The 22,328-nt window shown below is 48.3% G+C and carries 20 protein-coding genes; 12 read left to right on the forward strand and 8 right to left on the reverse strand.

The features are described from left to right. Nucleotides 1–287: 287 nt before the first annotated feature. The 3 genes from LCH85_08735 to LCH85_08745 all read left to right on the forward strand — a co-directional run bounded on the left by LCH85_08735 (nucleotide 288) and on the right by LCH85_08745 (nucleotide 2,953). Nucleotides 288–1,205: a DMT family transporter gene (locus tag LCH85_08735; GenBank protein ID MCA0352067.1), complete on the forward strand. Its 918-nt coding sequence runs from the start codon at nucleotides 288–290 to the stop codon at nucleotides 1,203–1,205. Nucleotides 1,206–1,326: 121 nt separating this feature from the next. Continuing rightward, nucleotides 1,327–2,235, forward strand: coding sequence for an undecaprenyl-diphosphate phosphatase (locus LCH85_08740; protein MCA0352068.1), 909 nt, complete (start codon nucleotides 1,327–1,329; stop codon nucleotides 2,233–2,235). 31 nt (nucleotides 2,236–2,266) lie between these two features. Further along, on the forward strand, nucleotides 2,267–2,953 hold the full coding sequence (locus tag LCH85_08745; protein ID MCA0352069.1) for a hypothetical protein: 687 nt from the start codon (nucleotides 2,267–2,269) through the stop codon (nucleotides 2,951–2,953). Nucleotides 2,954–2,999: 46 nt separating this feature from the next. On the opposite strand, the gene LCH85_08750 is transcribed toward LCH85_08745, so the two are convergent. The 3 genes from LCH85_08750 to LCH85_08760 form a co-directional block, all read right to left on the reverse strand. Then, nucleotides 3,000–3,605 carry a DUF333 domain-containing protein gene (locus tag LCH85_08750; GenBank protein ID MCA0352070.1) on the reverse strand — a complete coding sequence of 202 codons (606 nt, stop codon included), beginning with the start codon at nucleotides 3,603–3,605 and terminating at the stop codon, nucleotides 3,000–3,002. Nucleotides 3,606–3,716: 111 nt separating this feature from the next. Further along, nucleotides 3,717–4,118 (reverse strand): EVE domain-containing protein, encoded by a 402-nt coding sequence (locus LCH85_08755; GenBank protein MCA0352071.1) that lies wholly within the window; start codon nucleotides 4,116–4,118, stop codon nucleotides 3,717–3,719. A gap of 70 nt (nucleotides 4,119–4,188) precedes the next feature. Further along, nucleotides 4,189–4,791 (reverse strand): superoxide dismutase, encoded by a 603-nt coding sequence (locus LCH85_08760; GenBank protein ID MCA0352072.1) that lies wholly within the window; start codon nucleotides 4,789–4,791, stop codon nucleotides 4,189–4,191. A gap of 449 nt (nucleotides 4,792–5,240) precedes the next feature. Here LCH85_08760 and LCH85_08765 point away from each other — a divergent pair, with 449 nt between their 5' ends. Further along, complete coding sequence (locus LCH85_08765) at nucleotides 5,241–7,766, forward strand: DUF3656 domain-containing protein (GenBank protein ID MCA0352073.1); 2,526 nt, start codon at nucleotides 5,241–5,243, stop codon at nucleotides 7,764–7,766. A 93-nt stretch (nucleotides 7,767–7,859) separates the two neighbouring features. On the opposite strand, the gene LCH85_08770 is transcribed toward LCH85_08765, so the two are convergent. Both LCH85_08770 and LCH85_08775 read right to left on the reverse strand, forming a co-directional pair. After that, the gene (locus tag LCH85_08770) at nucleotides 7,860–8,744 is read right to left on the reverse strand and encodes an alpha/beta hydrolase (GenBank protein ID MCA0352074.1); all 885 of its coding nucleotides are present in this window, start codon (nucleotides 8,742–8,744) and stop codon (nucleotides 7,860–7,862) included. Nucleotides 8,745–8,746: 2 nt separating this feature from the next. Further along, nucleotides 8,747–10,222 (reverse strand): protein kinase, encoded by a 1,476-nt coding sequence (locus tag LCH85_08775; GenBank protein MCA0352075.1) that lies wholly within the window; start codon nucleotides 10,220–10,222, stop codon nucleotides 8,747–8,749. Nucleotides 10,223–10,485: 263 nt separating this feature from the next. Between LCH85_08775 and cas10 the strand changes: the two genes are divergently transcribed. The 8 genes from cas10 to LCH85_08815 all read left to right on the forward strand — a co-directional run bounded on the left by cas10 (nucleotide 10,486) and on the right by LCH85_08815 (nucleotide 18,878). Continuing rightward, a complete protein-coding gene (cas10, locus tag LCH85_08780) occupies nucleotides 10,486–12,327 on the forward strand; it encodes a type III-B CRISPR-associated protein Cas10/Cmr2 (protein MCA0352076.1) in 1,842 nt (613 codons plus the stop codon). 25 nt (nucleotides 12,328–12,352) lie between these two features. Further along, a complete protein-coding gene (locus tag LCH85_08785) occupies nucleotides 12,353–13,828 on the forward strand; it encodes a type III-B CRISPR module-associated protein Cmr3 (protein MCA0352077.1) in 1,476 nt (491 codons plus the stop codon). Next, nucleotides 13,825–15,255, forward strand: coding sequence for a type III-B CRISPR module RAMP protein Cmr1 (gene cmr1, locus LCH85_08790; protein MCA0352078.1), 1,431 nt, complete (start codon nucleotides 13,825–13,827; stop codon nucleotides 15,253–15,255). The genes LCH85_08785 and cmr1 overlap by 4 nt, the downstream gene beginning before the upstream one ends. A gap of 70 nt (nucleotides 15,256–15,325) precedes the next feature. Beyond that, nucleotides 15,326–16,207, forward strand: coding sequence for a type III-B CRISPR module RAMP protein Cmr4 (cmr4, locus tag LCH85_08795; GenBank protein ID MCA0352079.1), 882 nt, complete (start codon nucleotides 15,326–15,328; stop codon nucleotides 16,205–16,207). Between the two features lie 10 nt (nucleotides 16,208–16,217). Further along, on the forward strand, nucleotides 16,218–16,688 hold the full coding sequence (gene cmr5, locus LCH85_08800; GenBank protein ID MCA0352080.1) for a type III-B CRISPR module-associated protein Cmr5: 471 nt from the start codon (nucleotides 16,218–16,220) through the stop codon (nucleotides 16,686–16,688). A gap of 164 nt (nucleotides 16,689–16,852) precedes the next feature. Then, the gene (gene cmr6 / locus LCH85_08805) at nucleotides 16,853–17,533 is read left to right on the forward strand and encodes a type III-B CRISPR module RAMP protein Cmr6 (GenBank protein MCA0352081.1); all 681 of its coding nucleotides are present in this window, start codon (nucleotides 16,853–16,855) and stop codon (nucleotides 17,531–17,533) included. A gap of 66 nt (nucleotides 17,534–17,599) precedes the next feature. Then, complete coding sequence (locus LCH85_08810; protein ID MCA0352082.1) at nucleotides 17,600–18,454, forward strand: DUF6293 family protein; 855 nt, start codon at nucleotides 17,600–17,602, stop codon at nucleotides 18,452–18,454. 34 nt (nucleotides 18,455–18,488) lie between these two features. Further along, nucleotides 18,489–18,878, forward strand: a complete 390-nt coding sequence (locus LCH85_08815; GenBank protein ID MCA0352083.1) for a hypothetical protein — start codon at nucleotides 18,489–18,491, stop codon at nucleotides 18,876–18,878. A 48-nt stretch (nucleotides 18,879–18,926) separates the two neighbouring features. Here the strand turns inward: LCH85_08815 and LCH85_08820 are convergent, their stop codons facing one another. From LCH85_08820 to LCH85_08830, 3 genes are all read right to left on the reverse strand, one after another. Continuing rightward, nucleotides 18,927–19,685 carry a class I SAM-dependent methyltransferase gene (locus LCH85_08820; GenBank protein ID MCA0352084.1) on the reverse strand — a complete coding sequence of 253 codons (759 nt, stop codon included), beginning with the start codon at nucleotides 19,683–19,685 and terminating at the stop codon, nucleotides 18,927–18,929. A 23-nt stretch (nucleotides 19,686–19,708) separates the two neighbouring features. Continuing rightward, entirely contained in the window at nucleotides 19,709–21,448 is a 1,740-nt protein-coding gene (locus LCH85_08825) for a BatA domain-containing protein (GenBank protein ID MCA0352085.1), read from the reverse strand. A 153-nt stretch (nucleotides 21,449–21,601) separates the two neighbouring features. After that, complete coding sequence (locus LCH85_08830) at nucleotides 21,602–22,327, reverse strand: hypothetical protein (protein MCA0352086.1); 726 nt, start codon at nucleotides 22,325–22,327, stop codon at nucleotides 21,602–21,604. Nucleotide 22,328 lies beyond the last annotated feature (1 nt).

A 22,328-nucleotide genomic window follows, 5' to 3' on the forward strand; every position in this document is an offset into this window, starting at 1 on the left:
ATTCCTCTATTGTTGTCGATGGAGAAATCGCATGGAATTGACGAATTGCGCAATGGCAGGTTGTCGCACCCCTCATCCCTGAACCACCCCGCCGTCCTGATGGGTGTGGGCGGCCTTGGCGGCCAGTTCACTTTTGGACGGAATTCTCTGGATCTTTTGGGTTAGTGCTCCTTTTTTAGCCGAAAAATTCAATCCGTCTTTTGCATATTTTCTCAATAGTGGATACGATCATCCAAATCCTTTATCCCCAATTCTAAAGTTCTTGGATTATCCCAAGAAAGGATGTTATGAAGCAGGCCGTTGGTGATTCATCAATTTCTTTGCCACCCAATCACGCCGACCCATCCGTTCGCCGCCAGCGCTGGCTTGGGATTGCGGCCATGTTGCTTTCGGCGATCGCTTTTGGCTGGCTGGGTGTGTTTGCACGACTGGCCTACGCCGATGGTGCTGAGCCGATCACGGTTTTATGTTTACGATTCAGTATTGCCGCTGTGGTCATGTTTGGTATTCTGCGGGTTCGTGGTGAACGGCTGCCACGTGGAAAGCTGCTCGTCGGTCTCTTGCTACTGGGTGGAATTGGCTATGTGGCTCAATCGTTGGCCTATTTTGTTGCGCTTACCATGGCCTCGGCGGGCTTAGTTGCGGTGTTGCTCTATCTCTATCCTGGCTTGGTTACCATAATCTCGGTTGTGGTTTTTAAGGAACGGCTGACCTCTCGGATGGTGCTGGCGCTAGTGTTGGCATTGGCAGGCTCGGCGTTGGCAATCGGGCCGATTGGTGGTGGCAAGCCGCTCGGTATCATTTTCGCAATCAGCGGGGCGGTGATCTACGCTATTTATATTACGGCGGGGAGCCGAATTACTGCCCAAGCTGGAGCCATCCCTTCATCAACCGTGATTATGAGTGCAGCAGCAGTGGTATATATTGGAATAATGCTTGCCCGAGGTCCGGTCTGGCCAGTAAGCATGGACGGTTGGCTGGCGATTATTGGGATTGCCCTGATTTCCACCGTGTTGGCGATTGTTATGTTTTTTGTTGGACTCGAACGGATTGGCCCAACGGCGGGATCGACGATCTCAGCATTGGAACCCTTGGTATCAGTGGGTGCAGCGGTTGTCGTTCTGCATGAACCAATTAGCCTCTGGCAACTTGGTGGTGGCTTGCTCATTCTGATAGCTGTGGTCTTGCTAGCACGCCATTCGTGAGCAGCCTGAAGCCGATAGTCATTCGTGCTCGGCAAGGTTGCCATCCTATGCATCCTGCGTATAATGCAAACGCTGATCATCGGCTCGGTGATCATTAATTTGAACATTTCAAGGATGAGGTATGGCTCAGACATCACTCGAACAAACTGACTTGTCGCCACGTCGCGAGGCCTTACAACTCTGGATTCCCTTGGGGATTGTGCTGCTTTTGACGATTGTGACGACCTTCTTTTTAACTGGTCAGTATCAAATTGCCGCTGGCAAGGGGATTGTGCAAGGCTTGGGCGAGCCGTTACCAATTTCGTCATCGGCACATTTAATTGTTGTGCCATGGTTTTTCAATTGGCAAGATCCCTTTTTTCAAACCCAAACCTTTGATGTTGCCCTGCATATGGGCACATTAATTGCTTTGCTGTTGTTTTTTTGGCGCGATTGGTTGAATTTGATTATGCATATGCATCAACCACGCAGCCAACAAGGCCGCATGTTTTGGTTTATCGTGTTGGCATCAATTCCAGCTGGGATTGTCGGTTTGCTCTTAGATAGTTTGGCGGAAGAGTATTTTCTTGATAAATATTTGGTGATTGCCGCCACAATGAGCATTATGGGAGTTGTGCTCTACATTGCTGATCGCTTTGCCCCGCGCCGTTATGAGTTGAGCGACTTGACTTGGAAACATGCCTTGTTGGTTGGCTGCGCTCAAGCATTGGCATTAATTCCTGGGGTTTCACGCTCTGGCAGTACCATGACGATGGGTCGTGCCTTGGGTTTTACCCGCGAAACTGCCGCGCGTTTCTCGTTTTTAATGGCGATTCCCATTACCTTTGGGGCTGGTGTGCTTAAATTGCGCGATATTGATAGCTCGCAATTGACTGCACCCTTTTGGCTGGGAATTAGCGTCTCATTTGTGGTGGGAGCATTGGCGGTTGGCTTTTTGCTGCGCTATGTTCGTACTAACTCATTTTTGCCGTTTATTATTTACCGCCTTGTAATTGCAGCGGTGATTGTGGCCGTCTATCTCGCCCGCTAACTGTTCTGGCGCAATCCGTGCAGGAGGAAGCATGATTTGTAGCGCGTGCCAAGCCAACGTTCGGGATACAGCTCAGCATTGTACTACCTGTGGCGCAAAAATTAATCAGCCAAGTGCCGCAACTGGACCATTGCCACAAGCCAAGGTAGCCAAGCCACGGCGGCGCTGGGTTAAATCGTGGTGGAGCTTTATTCTGGGCGTTTTAAGTACAGGCTTGATCTTGCCGCTCATCGGGATTATCGCTTTGTGGATTTTTGGCGGCACGAATGCGGCTCGCACACCATCGCCAGTGCCCGATGAACGCCCCGATATCAGCGTCGATATTGATCATAGCTATATCGAACAAGCGATTGCGACCAACCCCGATTTTCAAAATCCCCAAGTGATTTTGGGCAATCATCCCAAGGGCGGCGTGGCAATGACCGTCACGCTAGGCTACCCGTTGCCCTTGGTTGGTGTGCAAGATATTCAAGCCCGTACCCAAATTGCCGCGATCGATGGTAAGTTGGTGGTAACAACCGAGAATGTTGGCTTAGGCGAAAATGGTCGGCTGAGTATTCCAGGCTCGGTGATTGAAAATATGCTTAGCTCAACCCTCAACGAAGAGATTGATAAGCGCCTGCGTTCAAATCCACAGCTGGAGATTGCGATTATCAACACAAGTACCACTAATCAGGTCTTGCGGGTAGCCGCAATTATCACCACCAAACCAAAGTAAAACCCTTCTCCCATAATCGAGAGAAGGGTTTGCTTGGCAAGTTTGGTTATTCGGTAACCTCAACCTCGATTAAAAAGAGTTGGTTGGGGTCAGCAGTCTCAAAGCCACGCTGATACGCCAAGGCAAAACTGCCTGAGCCAACTTCGACCGCTTGGAAATAGAAGGTTTCGGTGCCGCCAGAGCCTGGTTTCGGATTTGGATCTGAGGATTGAAATTGCGCTGCGCCTTGTTGCTGCAACAGTTTGCCAGCATCAGGGCCAGTGCTCCAAGCAAAGCCCGTGCTGGGGTTGCTGTCCAGCACAATTTCGATGATCTCGCCTTTTTTTAGGGTAATTTTGCTATTGTTATCTTGCATGGTCAGCCGCTTGACGCTGGCATCGCTGCTTGCTTGATTTTGGCTGGTTGGGCGACATTCGCCACGCTGAAAGGCCCATTCTTCACATTCGCTGCCATCGGGAAAGCCACAAAAACCCGTTTGATTGCCAGCTGCATCTTGGCGAATACTCAGCGTGCCCCCGTTTTGCGTACAAAATGCCGAAGCAGGATTGACCATATTGGCTGCAGGCACGGCGGTTGGTTGATTCGCGCCACAAGCGATCAAGAGACTCGCGCACAGCCCAAGGCCCAAACCGAGAATTGATTGACGGATCATGTATTTTAGCTCCATTGCCAGATTTCCACGGGAGAACGTTCTCGTTGTTTGCAATTGCACTAGTCTAACGTGCTAGCTAGCTAGATTGTTCCCAATCTGGTAAGAGCATTTTTAAGCTTGGGCGATAATCCAAGCCCATTGTTCGGGGCTGCATGGCACAACCGAAAGCCGCGATTGGCGCACCAAGGCCCAATCAGCCAAACTAGGCTCGGCTTTGATTTGGGCTAAACTTACGGGCTGAGCAAGCGGGCCAACTGGCTCAATTTCAACTACAACATGCTTAGGATTCTCGCTATTGGGGTCGGGGTAGGCGGTGCGACTAATCCGCGCAATTCCAACTGCGGCTCGTACATCGCCGCTGTGATAGATCAAACATTGGTCATCAAGCTGCATGGCACGGAGATTAATCAAGGCTTGGGCGTTGGTTACGCCATTCCAAACCGTCGAACCATCGCGCAGCAAATCTTCCCAGCTAAACTCGTTTGGCTCAGTTTTGAGCAACCAAAACGCCATGTATATGCTCCTTAACTCAAAAGCACGGATGGCAACAACCACCCGTGCTCAAACCTGTGGTTAATCAGGCTTACTTATCGTTTTCAGCGACTTTGTTCCAATCCAACACTTCCCACCACGTTTTGATGTAGTCGGGGCGGCGGTTTTGGTAGCGCAAGTAGTAAGCGTGTTCCCAAACATCTAAGCCCAACAAGGGGGTTTGGCCTTCCATGACTGGTGAGTCTTGGTTGGCGGTGCTAGTTACGGCCAATTTACCTTCGCTGGTGCGCACCAACCAAGCCCAGCCTGAGCCGAAGCGAGTGGTTGCAGCTTTGGCAAATTGTTCCTTGAAGTCATCAAGTGAGCCAAAGGTCGCGTTGATTTCATCGCCAAGTTTGCCGGTTGGTTCACCGCCGCCATTTGGGCTGAGAATGTTCCAGAACAAGCTGTGGTTGGCATGGCCACCGCCGTTATTGCGCACAGCGGTGCGAATATCTTCGGGCAAACTGTTCAAATCGCTGATCAACTCGTGCAATGATTTGCTTTGCAATTCGGGATATTTTTCCAAGGCAGCGTTGAGGTTATTCACATAGGCAGCATGGTGCTTGCCATGGTGAATTTCCATGGTTTGCGCATCGATTGCTTTTTCTAAGGCATCGGTTGCATAGGGCAACGCTGGCAGTTCAAAAGCCATTGTATGGACTCCTTTTGATCTCAAGGATGCGACTTTGCACGCATCAACACACGGTTCCCACTTCTATTGTAGCAGAAGTTGGGCCATGCTTGATGCACAATCTTGGGCACATTTGGAATCATGGGGATCGGGGATCGGTTGCTGGGGGTCAGGGATCAGAGATCAGGGATCAGAAATACTGAAACCGCGAAGAACGCGAAGATCGCGAAGGCTGGAGATCGGAAATCAAACAGCTTTAGGTTGATCAGGCAACCACTGCAAATCAAAAATTGAACTTTATGCAGGGGGATGAAAACCCACTGCGTTTCCCTCCGGTGGAGGGACGGAAGGGTGGCGAAACGATGAGTTCGTTCTCAAGCACCCAATTGGCTAAAATGTGTTAAGCTTAATCCCAACGATGATTAATCCCATGCAATCCCAATTGCTACCACAATAGATGTAGGAACTTCATGAGCGAACAACGCCGTTTTTCCAAGCCCGAAGTGATGAGTCCGGCGGGCTATTGGCCGCAGTTGCACGCCGCAATCGAAGCAGGTGCAGATGCGGTTTATTTTGGTTTGAAGCATTTTACCGCCCGTGCCAAGGTGGGTTTTACGCTCAGCGAGTTGCCCGACGTGATGCGTACCCTGCATCAACGTGGTGTGCGCGGCTTTGTGACCTTCAATACCTTGGTGTTCGAACACGAATTGCGCGAAGCCACCCGCTCGTTGGCAGCGATTGCCGAGGCTGGAGCCGATGCGGTGATTGTGCAAGATATTGGCATCGCCCAGCTTGCCCGCCAAATCGCCCCCGAAATGGAAGTGCATGGCAGCACCCAAATGAGCATCACCAGCGCTGAAGGGGTTGACTTAGCGCGGCGGTTTGGAGCTAATCGGGTGGTTTTGGCCCGTGAATTATCGCTTGCTGAAATTGCGGCAATTCGCCAAGCCACCGATTGCGAGCTAGAAATGTTTGTCCATGGGGCGTTGTGTGTCTCATATTCTGGCCAATGTTTCTCCTCAGAAGCTTGGGGCGGGCGCAGTGCCAATCGTGGCCAATGTGCTCAAGCTTGTCGTTTGCCCTACCAATTGTTGGTTGATGGCAAACATAAACCCTTGGCCGATGCCCGGTATTTGCTCTCGCCAGGCGATTTGTATGCTGTGCCCTTGATGCACGATATTATCAAATTGGGCATTTCGTCGCTGAAAATCGAAGGCCGCTACAAAGATGCCGATTATGTGGCCTTGACTACCAGCGCCTATCGCAAGGCGGTTGATGAGGCTTGGGCTGGCTTGCCCTTGAGCATCACGCCCGCCGAAGAGTTGCAATTAGAGCAAGTCTATTCGCGTGGCTTAGGCACATTTTTCATCGGCGGAACCAATCATCAAACCGTGGTCAATGGCCGTGCGCCGCGTCACCGTGGCGTATTAATCGGTATGGTCAGCGATATCTATGGCGAACGGATTGTGCTCAAGCCCCACGAAAATCATGCTATTGCCCCGCTCAAGGCTGGCGATGGCGTAGTGTTTGATGCCGCCAATTGGCGCAGCCCTGAAGAACGTGAAGAAGGTGGGCGAATTTATGGCATCGAAGCCTTGCCAACTGGCGAAATTGAGCTACGTTTCGGCCCGCAAGCGATCAAACCCAACCGCATTCGCATTGGCGATTTGATTTGGCGTAGCCACGACCCTGAGCTTGATCGCGCTGCTAAGCCGTTTTTAGAGGCCGCCGCGCCTGTCGCCAAACAACCTTTGCAGGTGCATGTTGTAGCCCACGAAGGCCAGCCTTTACAATTAACCTGGACGGTCAGCAATTATCCTCAATTCAGCGTAACCGTGCAATCGCCTGAGCCATTGCCATGCTCACAAAACCGCGCCTTGACCAATGAATTTCTGTTTGATCAAGCCAGTCGTTTGGGCAACACCGCCTACAGTTTGGCCGAAATGAGCGTCGATATTAGTGGCCAGCCGTTTGTGCCAAGTTCGTTGCTGAACAACCTGCGCCGCCAAGCAATCGAGCAACTTAGTGCGTTGCAAGCCGCCGCACCAACGCGCCAGATTCAAGCGCCACTTGAGGTTTTGGCCCAAGCGCAACAAGCGGTTCAAGTAGCACCAAGCCTCAGCAATGCTCCCCAATTGCATATTTTGGTGCGCACGCCTGAGCAATTGCAAGCTGCGATCGCCGCCAAACCAGCCAGCATCACCCTCGATTATTTGGAATTGTATGGCTTGAAGCCAGCGGTTGAATTAGTTCAAGCTCATGGAATTACGGTGCGCGTGGCTAGCCCACGGGTGCTCAAACCTAGCGAGCAGCGGATTATTCACTTTTTGCTCAAGCTTGGCTGCGAAATTGTAGTCCGTTCAACGGGCTTGCTCGAAGCCTTGCGCCAAGAACAACACCCAGCCTTGATTGGCGATTTCAGCCTGAATGCCGCCAATAGCATTACCGCCAACACCTTGCTCGAATTAGGCTTAGAGCGGATTACGCCGACCCACGATTTGAATGCGGCCCAAGTTGCGGCCTTGGCTGAGCAATTGGGTAGTGCAGCGGTTGAAGTGATCGCCTATCAACATTTGCCTGTATTTCATACCGAGCATTGCGTGTTTTGCCGTTTTCTCTCGAATGGCACAAGCTTCAAAGATTGCGGCCATCCCTGCGAGAAGCATCGGGTCGAGTTACGCGATCTGAATGGGCGGGCGCATCCAGTAATGGCCGATGTTGGCTGTCGCAATACGGTTTTTGGGGCTGAAGCTCAAACGGCTGTGGAGCATCTTGATGCCTGGCGAGCCGCTGGCATTGTGCATTATCGCTTGGAATTTGTGCACGAAACTGCTGAACAAGTAGAGGCAATTATTGCCGCCTTTGATCGCACGTTGCAAGGCCAGCAACCAAGCAGTGTTTTGGCCGAGCAATTGCGCAAGGCAGCGCCGCAGGGCATCACCCAAGGCAGCTTGTTTATTCCCAACGATTATCTGCGCGTACCGTTGATGCAGTAGTGAGCAAGGGGTCAGGGGCTAGTTGTCAGGGGTCAGAAAAAGTAGAGCTAATTCTTAATTTCTGACCCCTAGCCTCTGAATCCTAGTCTCCACTTACAAATAGCGCTCGAAAAACTCGGCGACTCGTTTGACATAGGCTGGGCGATCAGCGAAATACGCTCCGCAATGTGGCATGTCTTCAACAATCCACAGTTCTTTCGGGCCTTGGGCGGCGGCATACAAATCGTAGGCATCAACCACGGGAATCACCGTATCACCTGTGCAATGAATGACCAGCAATGGCCGTTGCCCATAGCGAATCAAGGCCTCGATTGGCCGCACGGCCTCAAAGCGATAGCCATAACGTTGAGCAGTAATGTGGTCGGCTAAAGCTCGCAATGGGCGACGCGGCAAACGCCGATTAGCCAAAGCAAAATCAACCAAATTGGCCATTTCGGCAAAGCTACTATCAGCAACGACCGCCTTAACCGCTGGCTGATTGGCGCTGCCCAACAGGCTAACCGCTGCACCCATCGAATAGCCAATTACCCCAATTTGCGCTTCAGGCAAGCGTGATTCAACATACTTGATCGCGCCATGCAAATCGCCAACCTCGTGATAGGCCAGCGAACAGATCGAATCATCGCTCTCGCCACGCCCGCGAAAATCGAAAATCAATACATTCATGCCTGCTCGCCACAAGCCTGAACCAATGCCGAGCAACTCGTCTTTGCGGCCCCGATGGCCATGGCAGCCAATCACAACCCGCTTGCTTTCAAGTCGGCCAAGCCACCAAGCACGAATTTGTAAGCCATCGACCGAATCAAACCGAACTTCTTCCCAATCGACCCCGGTTTCAAATGGCGTGAAAGCAAATAGCGTTTCACGTTTGAGCGCGGCAGTTGGGCCACTTAACCGATGGGCGGCATAGGCCGCAATGCCAGCAAGCGCACTGGCGGCGGCACTCAAGCCAGCCCCAAGCCATAATTTGCGTTTCATAACTACTCGATACTAAAAACCATTTCAACATCACCAATCCGAATCCGGTCACCAGGCCGCAGATGGTGCGGTTGATAGGCAGTCATTGGCACGCCATTGATGCTTGTGCCATTGATGCTGCCCAAATCAATTAATAAATGATGATCACCCTGTTGTTCGATCACGGCATGGCGGCGCGAGGCCACACCCCGATCATGCTCAGCCAAATCGATCTCAGGATGATGATTTTGCGCCGGATCACGCCGCCCAATTCGGCAAGGAAAGTGGGTTAATGCCAATTCCCACACAGCGCGGGGCGAAGTAATCACTAGCTTGGGCACAGCCCGTTTGATTGCCGCGCCACAACCAGCGCAAAACCGCGCATTAGGTTTATTCATGCGGCCACATTGATCGCAAATTGGGCCATTAGCCTGGGGCGGCGGCGACCAAGCTGGGGTTTGGACGGGCGGTGCCCACGATGGGGCTGGCTGTGGCACAGGTTGCGGCATTGGCTGTTGATATTGTGGCGGACTGGGATTGCCCCAAGCTGGCGCAGGGTTTGGGTTCGGATTACCCCAGGCTGGCGCAGGGTTTGGATTGGGATTATTGAAAACTGGTGCTGGCATCGACATCATGGTTGGATCATCGCGCTTATCGGGCACAATCACCCCACGATCAACCGCCAACAATGCTTGCTCAAACGAAGCCATGGTCTGAAAGCGCTTCTCGCGATCCATTGCCATCGACCGAATAATCACCTGCTCCATCTCTGGGGTAACCGATTGATTATGTTTGATCAGCGAGCCATCTTTGGGAGTTTGCAGCGGCACAGGTGGCAGGTTAGTCAACATATGCAGCAAGGTTGCGCCCAAGGCATAAATATCAGCCCGCGCATCAGTTTGGCCCTTGCCATATTGCTCAGGTGGCGCATAGCCAGCCGACCCCATAGCCACGGTATCTTTACTTTTATTGGTTTTGTAGGTTCGCGCCACGCCAAAATCGATCAGCTTAATAATGCCTTCAGGCGTGAGCATCACATTCGGCGGCTTCATATCACGAAAAATAATTGGGGGATTTTGGCTATGCAAATAATTAAGCACACGAGCAATCTGCACGCCCCAATTCAGCACATCACGTTGAAAAAATGGCGCGTTCATTTCACGCTGCTTATCTTCAAGCGTTTTGCCTTGGACAAACTCCATCACCAGCGTGGGGCGACCAGCCTGCTCAAATGAATCGACCACTTTGGGCAAGTTGGGATGATCGAGCGTTTGCAATAATTGCGCTTCTTGGTCAAAGAGCTTGCGATTTTCGGCAATTTCCTCGGGAGCGGCCTCGGCTGGTGGGCGCATCTCTTTAACCGCCCAGGTTGAGCCATCGCTGAGGCGCTCGCCACGATAGACCGCGCCCATGCCCCCGCGCCCGATGATGCCGAGAATCCGATATTGATCGTGTTGTCCTTGAAGGATCGTGCCATCAGGCAGCAAATCAGCAAACACAGTTTCCCCCGCCGCTACATGATTGCGTAGCCTGTATTATCAACGATTGATACGCCAAAAGTCAAAGGGTTGTGGCAACTATTAATCAACAATTAAGCAAAAAAACTCAACTTAGCTGCAAAAAAATCACGCCAAATTGCATCTATACCTAGTACAGGCTGTGCTTGACAATCCTTGGTAGGATAGGACGTATCTCCTAGCGTTCCACCAAGCCACACCAATATACCACTCTCTGTTGCCAATTAGTTCTCTGGGGAGTTGTAATGTCGCATTTATTACTAATCACGATTGGTCCAGTTCAAGATTTCATCGCCAGTGCTCGCCGAACCCGCGACCTCTGGTTTGGTTCGTGGCTGCTCAGCGAGTTGTCCAAAGCGGCGGCACAAAGCATTTATCAAGCTAAAGGTAATTTGATCTTTCCTTATCCAACCGATTCTGACCAAGATTTAGAGGCAAATAGTGCTTTCAATGTACCCAACAAAATTCTGGCCGAGGTAGAGGGCGATGTCAAAACGATTGCTGACGCAGCCAAAAATGGCTTGGATACCCGCTTGAACGAAATTCGTAACGGGGCATTTGCAAAAGTAACTGGTGCGTTTGATCAAGCCCGAGCCAATGACCAAATCAATGCTTTGATGGAATTCAATTGGGTTGCCCTGCCCTTAGGGACTGATTATGCGAAAACTCGCGAGCAGCTTGAACACCTGATGGCAGCTCGCAAAAATACTCGTAATTTTAGCGAGGTGACGTGGGGCACTCGTGCTCCAAAATCCTCAATCGATGGCGAACGTGAATCGGTGATTGATGAAAAATACTATCCCCCTGCTGGGATGGCGAATACCTCGCCAGAATACGCCAAAATCGTGACTAGGCTCTATCGTGATTATGGAATCAACGTTGGTGAACGTTTATCAGGCGTTGATATTCTTAAACGTCATGGTCAAAAAGGTGCCGATTCAAGATTTCCAAGCACCTCGCATATGGCTGCTATACCTGTTTTTAATTATTTGCTTGGAATGAATACCAAAGAGCAAAGTAAAAATAAGGTAGCCCAATCGTGGGATACATACATTGCTAATTTAAATACTATTCCTGCGGCACAAGAATATATTCGCAATGAAGTTACTCCCAAATCACAGGATATTTTTAAAGATTATGATGGTTCGCTCCTCTTTGCTGAACGTTTTAATGATGCTTTGGTAGGGGATGATCTGAAGAATGCTCAAAAATATCTGCATGATTTCTTAAAACCATTTCTTGATACTACAACTCCGATTCCCTACTATGCCATTCTGCATGCTGATGGTGATGCGATGGGGAAATTTATTAATGCGACCCATAGAATGGATGAACATCAAGACATTTCTGAAAAATTAACTAGATTTGCGGGAAATGTTAAGTTGATCGTGGAGAAACATCAAGGAGCCTTAGTCTATTCGGGCGGCGATGACGTTTTAGCATTTTTACCACTAACAAGTAGCTTTGAAATTCAAGAAAGTGACAATAAACGTTTCGCAACAGTTTTTGATTGTGCTGCTGAATTAGCTGATGAGTTCAAACAAAAACTTGCTAATTCAATGGTATCACTCTCGGTTGGCATTGCGATTGTGCATCACCTCGAGCCATTATCCGATGCCTTAGATTTAGCGCGTAAGGCTGAGCAGAAAGCCAAAGCTGTAACAGGTAAAAATGCGCTGGCAATCAACCTCAGCAAACGCGGCGGCGCAGATCGAATTATCGCCGGATCGTGGGCTAAACCTGAGGGTCAGTTTTCGTTATATGAACGACTGACGCACCTAATCGAGTTACATCAAGCCGAGCAAATTCCCCTCGGCTTTGCCTTTGAACTGCACGATTTATCTATTCGCCTAAAAGACTTGCCCGCCAACATTTTTCACGCCGAAGCCAAACGAATCATCGAGCGCAAGCATACAAGCAACGGTAAAAAAGTTAAGGATACTATTGCAGGGCAATTACTCAAAATGATTGATGATTTGTTATTAGATCAAAATACCAAGCCTCATTCTGGTATTCAACAATTTGCTGATGAAGTCATTATTGCCGAATTTATTGCTAAAGCACAGAAGCTCGCCAATGGAAATTAATCCAACAAGTTTTTGGAGGATTGCTATGACTACACGCCGAGAACGTTCTAAGCAAAAGCAACAAGCCAAAAGGCAAAACAGCAGCAATATCCAATTGGTTGAGCAAACATTGCTAACACCAACCATTGATCAAATAGCTGAACCAACAATTGAGTCGGATAATTCAATTCAAGTTGAGGCAAACTCAGATCAACCAACCAACGCTGAAACTACAACTCAGCAAGCGTGGCTGATCGAGCCGCGTGACCCGTTGATTGTGCGCGATGGCCGACCGTTTAACAATACACTAGGAGCACGCGCCTATACCCAGTCGTTTCCACCACCATCAGTTTTGGCTGGGGTTATTCGATCCCAAACCGCCTATGCAACAAATATGCGGCTTACCCTTGATAATGGTAAACCTAATCAACCTAAGCTTGATCTGCTTAAACAAATAAAAATTTATGGACCATTGCTATTCAAATTGCCCAATCCAAACAAAGAAAAAAATGAGCCTGAATTCCTATGTGCTGCACCTGCCGATGCACTGTTATTTGAGCCTGAGGCCAAAACCGAGGCCCAAGAATCCGACAATCAACAATCACCCGCAACTCGACCTTGGCTCTGCCGCTTGATGCCAATTCAGGTTCCTGAAGGGTTCGTCTGCGATTTTAATGAACTTGGCTTGGTTGGTTTAGTCAAAGCTGATCCACGTAAGCCAGCCAAAGAGCAACCGCAATTTTGGTATTGGAAGCATTTTCTGCAATGGTTGCAAGATCCTGAAGGATTGATCAATAAGACCAATCCTCAAGCCTCAAACCCCAAGACAATCGCCATGGGAGATTTGGGAATTAAAGGCTTACCAATTGATCAACGAACGCATGTACAGATTGATAGTGAGAGCCAAAGTGCTGAAGATGGCCGCTTATTTCAAACCCGTGGCCTAAGTTTTACCCAAACCAACGAGCAACAATTAGCAGAAGCGCGGCGTTTGGCATTATATGTGCACGCCGATTACCGCGATATAACTGGTTTAAGCATTCCACAGCCAAGCATTGCCCCCTTGGGCGGCGAACGCCGTTTGGCTCATTGGGCAACAACCAATCATAACTTACCAGCATGCGATCAAGCTATTCTCGACGCAATCGTAGAAGCCAACGCCTGTCGCGTAATTCTGCTCACCCCAGCGATGTTTGAACATGGCTATCGCCCAACTTGGCTTTGTCGCGAGGTTGATGGGGTGCAGCCAACACTTGCAGCAATCGCGATCAAGCGTGCTCAAGTTATTTCAGGCTGGGATTTAGCAGCACGTGGCGCTAAACCAACTCGCCGCCTAGCTCCTGCTGGCACAGTCTTTTTCCTCTCGCTAGTAGGCGAAAAACCTGCAATTGAAGCTTGGGTTCGCAACTATTGGATGCGTTGTATTAGCGATGCCGACCAAGATCGCCGCGATGGCTTTGGGTTAGCAGTGCTCGGAGTTTGGGATGGGACGTTCGCTGAAATTAAGGGGGTAACCAAATGAATCGTAAACCAACTATTGATGCACCGGATCTGGAAAATTATCAATTACCCAATCAATTTACTGTTGGCGAACATACCTATATCACCGAAACCCGCAGCTACAAGCTGATCACCCCATTATTTGGTGGCGGCATCGAGGCTGGAGTGAATGACCCAATCACGCCTATTCGTGCTAGTGGCATTCGCGGCCAATTGCGCTTTTGGTGGCGAGCTATTCGCGGCGGCGGCTATAGCTCAATTGATGATTTACGGGCAAAAGAGGCTGAGATTTGGGGTAGTGCTAATACAAATAGTGATTCGAAGAAAAATCGACAACTTTTTAGATCGGTGCAAATTAACGTTACTGAGGTTATTCATACTCAAAATGAAAAAAAGAAGTATGAAATTACTCCATACGAAGTCATAAAAAAAGATGGTAAGTACTCAGTCACTATAACTCGAAACAATCCTATTCCTAGATATGCAGTATTCCCACTACAACCAACTACTGAGGAAGCACAAGAGATAAAAGATAACAAACAAGATAAGCGCATTAAAAAACTTACCCATAATATCCATTTTGATTTAGAGATTACATATCACGAAAGTTTTGAACTTGAAATTCAATCTGCATTATGGGCATGGGAGACATTTGGTGGAGTTGGTGGTCGTACCCGACGTGGATTTGGTTCGATCAAAAGACTTGATAATCTTACATATCCTAAAACTATAAAGGATTTCAGACAATGGCTTATTAAAAATTTTGAAAATTACAGTGTACTAACATATCTGCATGAAAAATTGCCTCAACTAAATATTAATAACCCTATTCGATTTATGATCTTTTATAAAACAAAAAAACAAGGTTTATTTGGAATGTGGAGGGATTTGATAGAACAATTGAAATATTTTCGGCAAGCAAAAAATACTGATGGAACAAGTCTTTGGCCTGAACCAAATCAGATTCGTAGAATTACAAAACAATATCTTAAGCATCATAATCCAGATAATGTTCAAGCAAATCCGCAGTATAAGATAATCAAGGCATTCCCTCGTGCCCAGTTTGGATTACCAATCATTTTTCAGTTTAAAGGTAATAGATATGGATCTAATAGGAAAGATTTAGATCCTCGTCCTACAACTCTTGGATTAGTAAATCCCAATGATTCAACAAAAGATAATGAGCGTTTAGCCAGCCCACTTATCTTAAAAACCTTCCAATGTACAAATGGAGATAGCATAGGGTTAGCATTTATTTTATCAGGAAGTGAACTAGCGCCAAAAATGGAGCTAGCACTGAAGGCTAGTGGCCATCCTATATCTCCAAAATCAGAAGATCTTAGGTTTTTGTTGGAAGAAGATGAAAAAATTGATATAGGTATTAGTGAGGTAAAAGGCAATATCCTTGAATCATTTTTAGCTTATCTTGATAAAAAAATGCCGAAATAATCTACTGTTACTAGGTAAAAAATACTGTTCTCAAAGCATTTTTAGCCTATCTTGCGAAGGAGCTACGATAATGACCACCAAACTCGTTTTTGTGCATGCGCTTTCACCACTTCATGCTGGCACTGGCCAAGGCGCTGGAGTTATTGATTTGCCGATTGCCCGTGAAAAAGCCACCAACTTGCCCTATTTGCCTGGTTCATCGCTCAAAGGCCCGTTGCGCGATAGTTACGATGGTGCTCGTAAAGACGAAATCTTTGGAACTGCATCAGATAACGCTACTGGTAACGCTGGCTACGTTCAATTTTCTGATCTGCGCTTGTTGTGCATGCCGGTGCGCAGCTTGTATGGCACCTTCGCATGGGTTACCTCGCCCTACATTCTCAATCGCCTTGCCCGCGAAATCAAAAATCTTTTTACTGAAAACACCCCACCGAGCTGGATCGAAAACCCTGATGTCGAGCAATGCCTTGTCGTTGCCGGATCAGCACTTAAATCAAACTTGCCAAAATCAGAAAAGCACAAGGATATTTATTTAGAAGATTTAGATTTTGAATATCAAGCAGATCAAGCTGAGCTAGTGACCCAATGGGCTGATTGGCTCAAAGAGCGTATTTTTGGCGATTTACCAGAGTGGCAACCCATGTTTGTCGAGCGTTTCTGCATCGTCAATGATGATGTATTTAGTTTCCTTCTGAATACAACGACCGAAATAACTGCTCGGATTCGGCTCAACGATGAGACCAAAACAGTTGCCGATGGTCAACTTTGGTATGAAGAAGCCTTGCCTGCCGAATCGATTTTGACTGGCTTGATGTTGATTGCTCCGCCAGCCTCAAAAACAGACGTAGGAGACAGCATTAAGACTGAGCTACCACGCCTGTGGCAAAAACCAATTCAGCTTGGGGGCAAGGCCACCGTTGGGCGTGGCATTTGTCGCGTGATTGTGAAATAGGAGCAGCACAATGAGTAATTCAGTCTTTCAAACTCGTGATCAACAATATGCTGCTTCAGCGTATGCTCATATTGAAGAAGTTCTAGAAAAATATCCAAAACCGGATATTAAGTCAGATGAAAAAAACACACTGGTGTACAAAAAAAACCGCAAACGCTACGGGGTCATAGCACATAAATTGCCTATATTAATTAGAACTGCTGGCTTAACGCAAGCATTGGCATTTATTAGTTCACGGAGTAAGAAAAATAAAACTGGCAAAGAAGATGAATTTAGTTTATTCCTAAGCCATCTTGCAAAAACAATAAACATAGATACAAATGATCTTGTTCAATATAGTATCCAACAACCCCTATCAAATTATATGTATCTAACCCAACAGGTGCTTGATGCACTTTTATGGTATAAGCGCTTTGCTCAAAGTGTACTTGATGTTGATCCAACTGATCAACTTGATGATGAGCAGGGAGCTGAAGCATGAGAAGCAGTCGTTTAGAGGTTAAATATGAGCATATTTCAACAAAAGATAGGCCTAGTGATTGTAATGCAGGCTTATGGCTAGATCGTTATTTATCTGATCAATCAAACGATGATGGGAATTTCAAACCAAAGCATTTCGCCGATGTTACCAAAATTGCACATCACATGCATAACTCTAAACTCTATCGAGCATTTTTTACCCGTTGGTTGAACACATTAAAGGGGATTCCTGAGATTTGTTTGTTGAAGGCGACCGTCGAGGGCCGTATGGTCGTGGGGCTGGGAGCCGAAAGTGTGCTCGAAAACGCTATTGCCTTGCAGCGCACCTACGGCTTGCCTTACATTCCAGGCAGTGGCTTGAAAGGCTTGGCATCGAGCTTCGCTCACCAACGCCTTGGCCAAAGCCCAGCCAACGCTGATACCCTCAACGATTGGGCTAAGGGTGGAAAATTTCATCGCGAATTATTTGGCACAACCGAGCTAAGTGGCTGCGTTAGCTTTTACGATGCTTTGTATATTCCTAATACGGCTCAGGCTGGTGGTCCATTGCATTCGGATGTGATTACTGTGCATCATCCTACGTATTATCAAGGCAATTCAACCCCGCCAGCGGATTGGGATAGCCCAGATATTATTCCGTTTCTTAGCGCAACTGGTCACTATTTAGTAGCACTCAGCGGAGACCCGAATTGGTGTAATGCCGCCCGCACCCTGCTCGCTAATGGCCTGACGCATATGGGTATTGGCGCAAAAACATCAAGCGGCTATGGCCGGATGAAACTTGGGGAAATGTGTAAGAACGAGCAACAAATCGAAGCCCTACTTCAACGTTTGAATAAAAAATAAGAGCGCTTTTGATGATGAGTTAAAAAGGTTTTTCATTAATTTTTATTTTCACTTAAGGAGTCATCGATGAAAATTCTTTTATCGCTAGTTGGTGCCCAACCTTTGCCGAACCTTATTCCTATCTATCACCTTAAACCAGATTTAGCATTGCTTATTTATACTGGTGGAACAGTCAAACAAGCTAATAATACTGCGGCGCTTCTAAGATCCAAAAATATTGAAACTGAAATTATATGTACGGATTCTTATGATATCTCAAAGATTACCCGACAGATAGAGGAAGGTATTTCTAATTTCAGCGCAGGTAATGAGATTTACTTTAATGTTACTGGTGGAACAAAACCGATGTCATTTGCCGCTGCCCAGGTGGCACGAAAATACAACTTTCCTGTGGTTTATCTTGAGAGCGAAGCAGGCAAAAGTAAGTTGTATACATATGCTTGGAAAGATTTTGAATTCCATCTCATAAAAGAAGATTCTATACCACCTTGTATAGCACTAGAGGATTGGCTAGATGTTCATTTAGGCTTAGAAAATTGGTCTATCGAGAAAGTAAAAGAGCCTTTTGAAGAAGCAGTTATAGGTATTCTGGAAAAGAATAATATTGAAATATTATCAGCTGTACGTTCTTTCTCAGGACAGATAGATTTAGATGTAATTTATCGTAAGGGTAATCATTTTGGTATTATTGAAGTGAAATGCGGAGAAAAAGGTAAAAAAATTGAAGGTATAAGACAACTTAATACAACGGGTTTACACTTAGGTATTTATTCAAATAAGATTCTAATTATTACAGAACAACCTGGGAAATCTCAATTAGCCCTTGCAGATGCATCAAATGTGCAAATTCTTTCAGTTAATTTTGATGGCTCTACTATTGATGAAGATTCTGAAGCAAAAATATTAAATATTATTAAGTGATATTATTCGAGTAGAATTTAACGAAGGAAACCCTATGCTTCTGATTAACTTTGCGCATCCATTGACTGATAAACAGTTTGCCCAAGTTGTAGCGCTGGTCGATGAAACGCCCGAAATTCGCTTTGTCGATACCCAAGTGAGCCGCATGCGGCCTTTGGCTGAGGTTGCTTACGATTTGATTGAAAGCATCGGCTTGAAAACCGCCGATTGGCAAACAATCCCAATTATTATCAATCCGCCGGGGCTGGCTCCATTGGCCTTGGCGGTTATCGCTGAGTTGCATGGGCGCTCCGGCTATTTTATGCCAATCATCAATATGCGCCCTGTGCCCAATACCACCCCAACCGTTTTTGAGGTAGGCGAGATTTGCAATTTGGATGCAATTCGTCAAGTCGCCCGCACTCGGCGAATTCCTAAACTGTAGCAGCAACACAGGGCATCGATATGATTTGATCGGTGCCCTGCATTTAATCTAGCTAAACCGCCCGACATACACGGTGGTTGTGTATAAAAAGGCCACTTTGCCTTCAACCTGATGCTGTTGCCAAGCCTCAATCAACCCTTGGCGGAGCAGTTGATAGGTAGGTTGCTCAGGTGTAGGCGTATACGACGAGGAAAAAGCTCGGCCTAACAAACCAGCTTGATCAAAATATTGGGCGTTTTGGGCGGTATAGCAAGCTGGTTGGTTGCCAAAGAAATCAGCAATGCGTTGTGGTTCGATGTTGGTATGCCTGACGCTGGCGTAATCGCTGCCAAATTGGTGTAATAGCGCTTCGTATTGCTGTAAAAACGCTGTGCCGTCAAGCGAACGTTGGTTCCAAATTAAGCCTACCCAACCCTCAGGTTGTAAAATTCGTTGCCATTCGCGGCGCGTCGCCTGTGGTTCGAACCAGTGAAACGCCTGAGCCGCCGTAATCCAATCGACGCTCTGATCGTCCAATCCCGTGGCTTCGGCGCTACCATCAACGGCTTGGAATGTGGGATAACGCTCGGCAAGTTGCAGGCTGGCTTCGCGCATCGGTGCGTTGGGTTCAACCGCATAGACAGTTGCCCCATGCTGGAGTAGTTGCTCGCTCCAAATCCCTGTGCCCGCCCCAATATCGGCCACGACTGAGTTTTGGCCAAAGCCATGGTGTTGTTGCAAGGGCACGAATATTTCGCTAGGGTAATTTGGGCGAAACTGGACATAATCAGCTACCCGATTGCTGAAGCGCTGACGATTATCGGTCATTGGGCTACTCCTTCAAGCAAATGCTACGAGCGAAAGCTATACCACCATTCGAAAATCAACGCTGCCAAGGCCAAACCAACCAGCATCGGCCATAATGGCGTGCCTTGCGGTGGTAGGCGATCGCCCTCAGGTTGCGGGCTTTGGCTAATCGTTGGCTGGTTTTGTTGTTGCAGATTTGACTCCTGTGGATCGCCAAAGTTGACCGCAATCCCGCCACGATTACTCCCAACGACCCGATACAAACCTGCTTGATTCAGGCGCTGATCGAGCGCTTGCGCCTCGCCATCAGGGCGGGTTAGTGGTGTGTTGGGAGCAAAACTGCCAGCCGCCAGTTGCTCAGGCAATGATCCACCCGTTAATTTAGCGATACTGGCCGCTGTCAATAAGGGAAAGGCCAATTTTGCGCTGAGATTGGTGTTATCCAGATTAAAGAGCCAAATGATGGTGGCTCGCTCTTGCCATGTGCCACGCAGCACCAAGGGCGCTTGCGTATCAGTTTCGATCACACTGCTCAAGCCTGCGGGAATCTCGTCACGCTTGATCGGGCGACGACCACCCCATTGGACACTCGAAAGGTCGATGCCTGCAAAATCGGCATCCAAGACGGCACTACTGGCCTGCTCACCCAAAACACTATCTTGGGTTGGCAAACGTAGGTCACTCGGCGGATTGACAATCAACAAGGCGCTGGTTGGTAATTGCTGCGGCAAAACTCCGTTCAACACAGTCAAATCCACCCGTTGATTGCTGACGGTTTGGCTAACACTTAACTCGATATTGGGCAAACTGCGCAGCATGCGTTCAAGTGGCGAGGGGGTTAATGTGGCCAAATGCACGCGCAACGAGCCAGAGCGGCTGAGCGCAAGCACTGCTCGATCATCAAGGGCATAACTATCGTTGGGGCTAAGTTGTAATTCGGCCAGCTCACCGTTAGCAACTTCCCAAGTGCGCTCCTCGCTGCCACCAGGCTGAATCACCAAATTTTGCTCCGATTCAACCTCGCCATCAACTAAAAGGGTTAAGGTTCGGGCCGCAGGCAAATCGCTAAAATTGGTCACGCGGGCATACAGGGCATTGCGTTGGTTGGGCAAACGGCGGCTCGCAAAATTAACAATGCCACTATTGGCGGTGCTTTCGCCCAGCATGCGCCATTCTAATTCGGCGGCAACCGATAATGGCGTGCTGTTGGCAGGCAACGCGCCATCGCTGAGTACAATCAGCTGGTTTTGGCGATCGTTGGCGAGGGTGGCGGTGGCAATGTTCAGCGATTGGGCCAAGTTGGCATTATTACCAGCGGGAGCCAGCTCGGCCACAATTTGACGCAATTGTTGGCGTTCAGCATAGCCGCCATAGCCAAGCAAACGCGCTTCGTGATTCAACTCAACCAGTGCGAGGCTATCATCACGCCCCAAATCATTAATCAAATTTTCGGTTTGTTGTTGGGCTTGAGTAAATGAGCGATTGGCCGCCATACTTGAAGTTGTATCAAGAATAATTACGAGGTGGCGTGGCGCATCGGCTCCAAAAATCCAAGCTGGTTGGGCTAGGCTCAAAGCCAAACAAGCTGCGACCAGCAAATGTAATGCTAACAGCAAAGTTAGGGGCAAGGTACGTTGTTGGCGCTCAGGTGGTGGCGTTAATGCCGCCCACAGCCGAATAGTGGGAATCTTCAGCCGCTGTCGGCGTTGGCGCACCATATGCAACACCACGATGATCGGCAAGGCGATTAAGCCAATTAAACCCAATGGCATAAGCAAATTCATCTGGCTCGCTGCCTCACAACCATCTCAGCCGAGGCCCAGATGCTTGCGCTGAATGAACAAACAGCATGGTTTGTACCATGCTGTCGTATTATAACGAGCTTTTGGGTCGCGTTGGAAGCGAAGAATCAAAATAATGCTGCGACACCATCCAAGCTAGCGTTGAGGTAACTCGTTCATGAAGGTATGTTGTTGCTCATTGATTGCTTGTTGCAATTGGTCGCGCGAGAGCATGCCCGAAAGCACCAACAACTCGCCAACCTGGAAATTCTGGCCGCGCACCTTCAAATCGGCTTGACGGGCAATGACTTGATTAAGTTGAGTCCGCGTAATCAGGCCTTGCTCAATCAAATGTTCACCCAACCGATTGATTGTGCTGGCGTGGCCACCCTGAGCACGCGCCATTTTTTGCACTTCCAGAACCTTGCCAAGCGCTTGGGTGGTAAGCCACCGTCGCCGCAACAAAATATCGCCCAGTGGCACGATTCGGCCATAACGCGCTTCTTGGGCTTGCTCGCTTAAAGCTGCATCAAGTTGAATTTGCTTAATAAACTTTTGCTCGACCAAATATTCGCCCAAACGTTTGACCACTGCGACTGATTTTTCAACTGGCGGAGCAGGTGGTGTTTGATCAACAACGACTTGCAAGCGCAGAAACTCTAAGCCCATGAGCGCCGCTTCGTTGGTTGGCTCAAGCTCAAGCACCCGTTGCAAACAATCACGGCGTTTTTCTGGCTCCTCCAAAACCCCGCTGAGCCAGAGCCATGCTGGCGCAAAATCGGGGTCTTCATGAATAATTGAAATTAATAAGCTGCGCCCCTCCTCCTTCCGGCCAGTGCTTATGGCAGCACGGGCATGGGCAAAAAGCGTTTCGATGCTCACA

This window comes from Chloroflexota bacterium (assembly GCA_020161265.1).
Classification (GTDB): domain Bacteria; phylum Chloroflexota; class Chloroflexia; order Chloroflexales; family Herpetosiphonaceae; genus Herpetosiphon.

Bases quoted from the DNA above. Each gene is read 5' to 3' on its own strand.
- cmr4 (MCA0352079.1), top strand. From the start codon at position 15,326: ATGACCACCAAACTCGTTTTTGTGCATGCGCTTTCACCACTTCATGCT.
- LCH85_08740 (MCA0352068.1), top strand. From the start codon at position 1,327: ATGGCTCAGACATCACTCGAACAAACTGACTTGTCGCCACGTCGCGAG.
- cmr5 (MCA0352080.1), top strand. From the start codon at position 16,218: ATGAGTAATTCAGTCTTTCAAACTCGTGATCAACAATATGCTGCTTCA.
- LCH85_08755 (MCA0352071.1), bottom strand. From the start codon at position 4,118: ATGGCGTTTTGGTTGCTCAAAACTGAGCCAAACGAGTTTAGCTGGGAA.
- LCH85_08810 (MCA0352082.1), top strand. From the start codon at position 17,600: ATGAAAATTCTTTTATCGCTAGTTGGTGCCCAACCTTTGCCGAACCTT.
- cmr6 (MCA0352081.1), top strand. From the start codon at position 16,853: ATGCATAACTCTAAACTCTATCGAGCATTTTTTACCCGTTGGTTGAAC.
- LCH85_08735 (MCA0352067.1), top strand. From the start codon at position 288: ATGAAGCAGGCCGTTGGTGATTCATCAATTTCTTTGCCACCCAATCAC.
- LCH85_08815 (MCA0352083.1), top strand. From the start codon at position 18,489: ATGCTTCTGATTAACTTTGCGCATCCATTGACTGATAAACAGTTTGCC.
- LCH85_08745 (MCA0352069.1), top strand. From the start codon at position 2,267: ATGATTTGTAGCGCGTGCCAAGCCAACGTTCGGGATACAGCTCAGCAT.
- LCH85_08825 (MCA0352085.1), bottom strand. From the start codon at position 21,448: ATGAATTTGCTTATGCCATTGGGTTTAATTGGCTTAATCGCCTTGCCG.
- LCH85_08760 (MCA0352072.1), bottom strand. From the start codon at position 4,791: ATGGCTTTTGAACTGCCAGCGTTGCCCTATGCAACCGATGCCTTAGAA.
- LCH85_08750 (MCA0352070.1), bottom strand. From the start codon at position 3,605: ATGATCCGTCAATCAATTCTCGGTTTGGGCCTTGGGCTGTGCGCGAGT.
- cmr1 (MCA0352078.1), top strand. From the start codon at position 13,825: ATGAATCGTAAACCAACTATTGATGCACCGGATCTGGAAAATTATCAA.
- LCH85_08785 (MCA0352077.1), top strand. From the start codon at position 12,353: ATGACTACACGCCGAGAACGTTCTAAGCAAAAGCAACAAGCCAAAAGG.
- LCH85_08820 (MCA0352084.1), bottom strand. From the start codon at position 19,685: ATGACCGATAATCGTCAGCGCTTCAGCAATCGGGTAGCTGATTATGTC.
- LCH85_08770 (MCA0352074.1), bottom strand. From the start codon at position 8,744: ATGAAACGCAAATTATGGCTTGGGGCTGGCTTGAGTGCCGCCGCCAGT.
- LCH85_08765 (MCA0352073.1), top strand. From the start codon at position 5,241: ATGAGCGAACAACGCCGTTTTTCCAAGCCCGAAGTGATGAGTCCGGCG.
- cas10 (MCA0352076.1), top strand. From the start codon at position 10,486: ATGTCGCATTTATTACTAATCACGATTGGTCCAGTTCAAGATTTCATC.